We start from the raw sequence: 4,505 nt of genomic DNA, 5'->3' as shown, positions 1-4,505 counted from the left end.
CGGATGCCTCTCGACGGTGTTTCTGGCGGCCATTTCCAGCGCCTCGCGGCGCAACGCCTTGGATTTGCGCCATTTTCTCGCACTTTGGAGCTTGACCCGCCCCAGCGGCCCAGACGCCGGGGCAGGTTGCGGCGCATCCGGTCCGGCGCCGTGGCAATGATGCGCCCGAGAGTCGAAGGGCAGCGCAAGCGGCGGCCTCGCCGCGCTACCCGCCGCAATCCCTACTCCTGCGCCGTCGCTGGCTCCAAATACGGCAACCGGGCCCGCCACTGGCCCCTCCCCGGCGAAGCGTGCTAAAATTGAGCCTGCGGCAAGGAATTGTGGAACCATGTCCCGGCAAGAGACAACTACGCAGCTCATAGACCGGTTTGGGCGCAGGGTTACCTATCTGCGCATCTCGGTAACCGATAGATGCGATTTTCGCTGCGTATATTGCATGAGCGAAAAGATGCGCTTCCTGCCCCGCGACGAGGTGTTGCGGCTGGAGGAGATCGCCGCCATCGCGCGCGCCTTTGCCGCAATGGGCGTCAACAAGATTCGGGTCACCGGCGGCGAACCGCTGGTGCGGCACAACGTCACCTCGCTGTTGCGGGAACTGGGACGGCTCCCCGGCCTGCGGGAACTCGCGCTAACGACCAACGGCTCGCAACTGACCCGATATGCCCGCGAACTCAAGGAGTGCGGGGTCCGGCGCATCAATATCAGCCTGGACTCGCTACGTGCCGACCGCTTCCGCAAGATCACCCGCAGGGGGAACCTGGAGCAGGTGCTGGCGGGGATCGAGGCGGCGCGCGAGGCGGGTTTCGCCGGCTTGAAGATCAACGCCGTCATCCTCAAGAACCGCAATCACGACGAGGTCTGCGACTTGGCGCGCTTCGCCGGCGACCGCGGCCTGGACATCAGCTTCATCGAGGAAATGCCGCTAGGCCAGGTTGACGAGCACGACCGCGCCGAGGCGTATTACTCCAGCGACCATATCCTGGAAGACCTGCGCCGGGAATTCCAGCTGCTCCCCACCGCGGAGAACACCGGCGGCCCGTCGCGCTATTACCGCAACGTGAACACCGGCACCCGGGTCGGTTTCATCTCCCCGCACAGCCACAACTTCTGCGCCAACTGCAATCGCGTGCGCCTGACCTGCCAGGGGCGCCTGCTCCTGTGCCTGGGGCAGGAACACTCCGCCGACCTGCGCCAGGTGGTGCGCTCCCAACCGGGAGACGGCGAGGCGTTGCGCCAGGCGATCCGGGACGCCATGAAGATCAAGCCCCAGGGACACGAATTCCAGCTGGACAGCCAGCCGAAGATCCTGAGGTACATGAACCTCACTGGAGGATAAGGTGGCCCGCTATCGGCCGGAGATGAGCGCCGCATCCCTGGAACCCGCCTCCGCCGTCACCGCAACCGACGAATACGGGAACGTCAGGCAACTGCGAATCGCGGGCGAGTGCGCCCTGACCCTGTACCTGGACCGCTATGAACTGGTCACCCTGATGACCCTGGGCCAGCAGCCGGAATGGCTGGCGCTGGGCTACCTGAAAAACCAGGGGCTGATCGAAGACTACCGCGAGATCCGCTCCGTGCAGGTGGACTGGGAAACGGAAGCCGCGGCGGTATCCACGAGCCGCGACGAAGACTGGCGCCGGCGCCTGCAAAAACGCACGGTTACCACCGGTTGCGGCCAGGGCACCGTGTACGGCGATCTGCGCCAGCGCCTGGCGCGGACCCGCCTGCGACCGGCGCGCCCGCTGCGACAATCCGAAATCTACGCCCTGCTCCGGCAACTCGCCAGCCACAACCAAGTCTATCGCGCGGCGGGCGCCGTGCACGGTTGCGCCCTGTGCCGCGGCGAGGAAGTGCTGATCTTCGCGGAAGACGTGGGCCGACACAACGCGGTGGACATCATCGCGGGCAGAATGTGGCTGGAAGAGACGGATGGCGCCGACAAGGTCTTCTACACCACCGGCCGGCTCACCTCGGAGATGGTCATCAAGGTGGCGCAAATGGGAATCCCGGCGCTGCTGTCGCGCTCCGGGATCACCCGCATGGGGCTGGAACTCGCCCGCCAGACCGGCATCGTCATGCTGGCGCGCGTACAGGGCCGGCAACACTTCCTGGTCTATCACGGCGACGAACACGTGGTCCGGGATCTCAAACTGCCGCGCAAGCTGGCCGTGGCCGGCGGCGCCGTTGCGGGCGCCGCTATTCCAGGGCGATATTCCCCTCGATGACCTCGCGCACCCCCAGGGAATCAATCTCCAGGGTGACCCGCGCCGGCACCGTCTCGCTCCCCTTCAGACGGCCCTGGTCCAGCGCCTCGCGCACCGCTTCCTCCATCTTGCGCTGGGAGGTAATCCCCACGCGCTTGAGAAACCGGCGCAACTCCATATTGAAGGTCTCCTCGTTCATTCCTATCGTTTGGCCTCGATTCTTACAATCCGCTCACGCTTGCCCCATCGTCGTTCCACAATATAACTGTCAACCGTAAAATACAAATCTGTACGACTGGCCGCCTATGAACTCCACGGCTTCGCGCATCCCGGAAAAACCGGACCCCAGGACACCCCGCCCTGACGCCCGCCCGCAGGTCACCGGCCTGATCCTGGCCGGCGGGCGAGCGCGGCGCATGGCCGGGCGCGACAAGGGGCTGTTGCCGCTCGCCGGCCGCCCCCTGGCGCAATACGCGCTAAGCGCCCTGGCCCCCCAGGTCCAGCGGCTCCTGATCAGCGCCAACCGCAACCGGGAACGCTACGCCGCCTTCGGCTATCCGGTAATCGAAGACGACCTGGCCGACTTTGCCGGGCCGTTGGCCGGGGTCGCCAGCGCCCTGGCCGTCTGCCAGACTCCCTATGTGGCCACCGCCCCCTGCGACAGCCCGCTGCTTGCCCCCGACTTGGTGGCGCGACTGTTGCAGGCGTTGCGGGCAGCGGACGGCGCCATGCTCAGCGTCGCCCGCGACGGCGAGCGGCTGCAGCCGGTGTTCGCGTTGCTCGACCGCCGCCTGTATCCCTCCCTGCAAGCGTACCTGGCGGCGGGCGGGCGCAAGATTGACCCCTGGTTGCGGCAGGAACGGGCGGTGGAAGTGGATTTTTCCGACCGCCCGCGGATGTTTCGCAACATCAACACCCCGGAAGAGCGGAATGCCCTGGAGACCGAACTGAAGACAGAACGGAAAGCGGCTACAGCCCAGAGCGGCGCGGAGGCGCCGCCCGCCGCGGCAGGAGGCGCGGGATGAAGCTCCGCGCCAGCTGCCAGGACGACTTCGACCCGGAATCTTTGAGCGTGGCAGAGGCGCGGGTGCGGATTGCCGAACGGCTGCGGCCCGTCGCCGGCACCGAGACCGTCGCCATTCGAGACGCGCTGGGACGGGTGCTGGCGGAAGAGATCCGCGCCCCCCTGGACGTGCCTCCCGGCACCAACTCCGCCATGGACGGCTATGCCGTGCGCGGCGCCGACCTGCCCGCCACCGGGGAACGCCCCGGGGAGCGCCGCTTCCGGCTGCTGGGACACGCCTACGCCGGCCACCCCCACACCGGCCCGGTAGGCGAAGGCGAATGCGTGCGCATCATGACCGGCGCCCTGGTGCCGCCGGACTGCGACACCGTCGTCATCCAGGAGCACGCCGAGGAACTGCCGGGAGAGGATGCCGTGCGCCTCGCCGCCGGCACCCGCCGGGGAGACAACGTGCGCGCCGGCGGCGAAGACATCCGGCGTGACGACCGCATCTTCGGGCCGGGGCGCCGGCTGACGGCGGCCGACCTCGGCCTGCTGGCCTCGCTGGGTCTGGGGCAGGCGGTGGTGCGCCGCCCTCTGCGCGTCGCCTTTTGTTCCACCGGCGACGAACTCCGCTCCGTAGGCGAAACGCTCGCGCCGGGCATGCTCTACGACAGCAACCGCTACACCCTGTACGGGATGCTGCGCCGCCCGGGGATCGAACAGCTGGATTTAGGCGTAGTCCGGGACGAAAGCGAGCTGCTGGAGCGCGCCTTCCGCGATGCGGCGGCGCGCGCAGATGTATTGATCACCTCCGGCGGGGTTTCGGTGGGCGAGGCGGACCGGGTGCGCGAAGTCCTGGCGCGGATCGGGCAGATGGACTTCTGGAAGGTCGCCATGAAGCCGGGACGGCCGCTGGCCTTCGGGCGCATCGGGGAGATGTGGCTATTCGGCCTGCCGGGCAATCCCGTCTCGGTGATGGTCACCTTCCACCAGATCGTCGCGCCGGCGTTGCGCCGCCTCGAAGGCGAAACGGAGCCGCCGCCGCCGCCGCGCTTCGAATTGCCCTGCGTCTCCAGGCTGCGCAAGCGGCCGGGGCGCATCGAGTACCAGCGCGGCTGCCTGGAACGGGACCAGGACGGCCGCCTGGTGGTGCGCAAGACCGGCGGCCAGGGCTCGGGGATTCTGCGTTCCATGTCGCTCGCCGACTGCTACATCCTGCTCCCGGAGGAAGCCGGCGACATCGAACCCGGCAGCATGGTTTCCGTGCAGCCCTTCCCCACGGATTTTTAGGC

General features: G+C 67.7%; 5 protein-coding genes. 4 read left to right on the top strand and 1 reads right to left on the bottom strand.

Annotated elements, in window-relative coordinates:
* Positions 1-328 precede the first annotated feature (328 nt).
* Positions 329-1,336, top strand: a complete 1,008-nt coding sequence (gene moaA / locus OXU43_03140) for a GTP 3',8-cyclase MoaA (GenBank protein ID MDD9824156.1) — start codon at positions 329-331, stop codon at positions 1,334-1,336.
* A 22-nt stretch (positions 1,337-1,358) separates the two neighbouring features.
* Positions 1,359-2,228, top strand: coding sequence for a formate dehydrogenase accessory sulfurtransferase FdhD (locus tag OXU43_03135; GenBank protein ID MDD9824155.1), 870 nt, complete (start codon positions 1,359-1,361; stop codon positions 2,226-2,228).
* On the opposite strand, the gene OXU43_03130 is transcribed toward OXU43_03135, so the two are convergent.
* Positions 2,200-2,406 carry a DUF6494 family protein gene (locus OXU43_03130; GenBank protein ID MDD9824154.1) on the bottom strand — a complete coding sequence of 69 codons (207 nt, stop codon included), beginning with the start codon at positions 2,404-2,406 and terminating at the stop codon, positions 2,200-2,202. The genes OXU43_03135 and OXU43_03130 overlap by 29 nt on opposite strands.
* Positions 2,407-2,512: 106 nt before the next feature.
* Here OXU43_03130 and mobA point away from each other — a divergent pair, with 106 nt between their 5' ends.
* Together mobA and OXU43_03120 are read left to right on the top strand one after the other, a co-directional pair.
* Complete coding sequence (mobA, locus tag OXU43_03125) at positions 2,513-3,232, top strand: molybdenum cofactor guanylyltransferase (protein MDD9824153.1); 720 nt, start codon at positions 2,513-2,515, stop codon at positions 3,230-3,232.
* Complete coding sequence (locus tag OXU43_03120; protein MDD9824152.1) at positions 3,229-4,503, top strand: molybdopterin molybdotransferase MoeA; 1,275 nt, start codon at positions 3,229-3,231, stop codon at positions 4,501-4,503. The genes mobA and OXU43_03120 overlap by 4 nt, the downstream gene beginning before the upstream one ends.
* The last annotated feature ends 2 nt before the right edge of the window (positions 4,504-4,505 follow it).

The sequence above is a fragment of the Gammaproteobacteria bacterium genome, assembly GCA_028817255.1.
Classification (GTDB): domain Bacteria; phylum Pseudomonadota; class Gammaproteobacteria; order Porifericomitales; family Porifericomitaceae; genus Porifericomes; species Porifericomes azotivorans.
The sequence above is the reverse complement of the archived record's forward strand: the minus strand, read 5'-3'. Positions and strand labels throughout refer to the sequence as shown.

Coding starts and splice junctions, on each gene's coding strand:
- moaA (MDD9824156.1), top strand. CDS start 329: ATGTCCCGGCAAGAGACAACTACGCAGCTCATAGACCGGTTTGGGCGC.
- OXU43_03135 (MDD9824155.1), top strand. CDS start 1,359: ATGAGCGCCGCATCCCTGGAACCCGCCTCCGCCGTCACCGCAACCGAC.
- OXU43_03130 (MDD9824154.1), bottom strand. CDS start 2,406: ATGAACGAGGAGACCTTCAATATGGAGTTGCGCCGGTTTCTCAAGCGC.
- mobA (MDD9824153.1), top strand. CDS start 2,513: ATGAACTCCACGGCTTCGCGCATCCCGGAAAAACCGGACCCCAGGACA.
- OXU43_03120 (MDD9824152.1), top strand. CDS start 3,229: ATGAAGCTCCGCGCCAGCTGCCAGGACGACTTCGACCCGGAATCTTTG.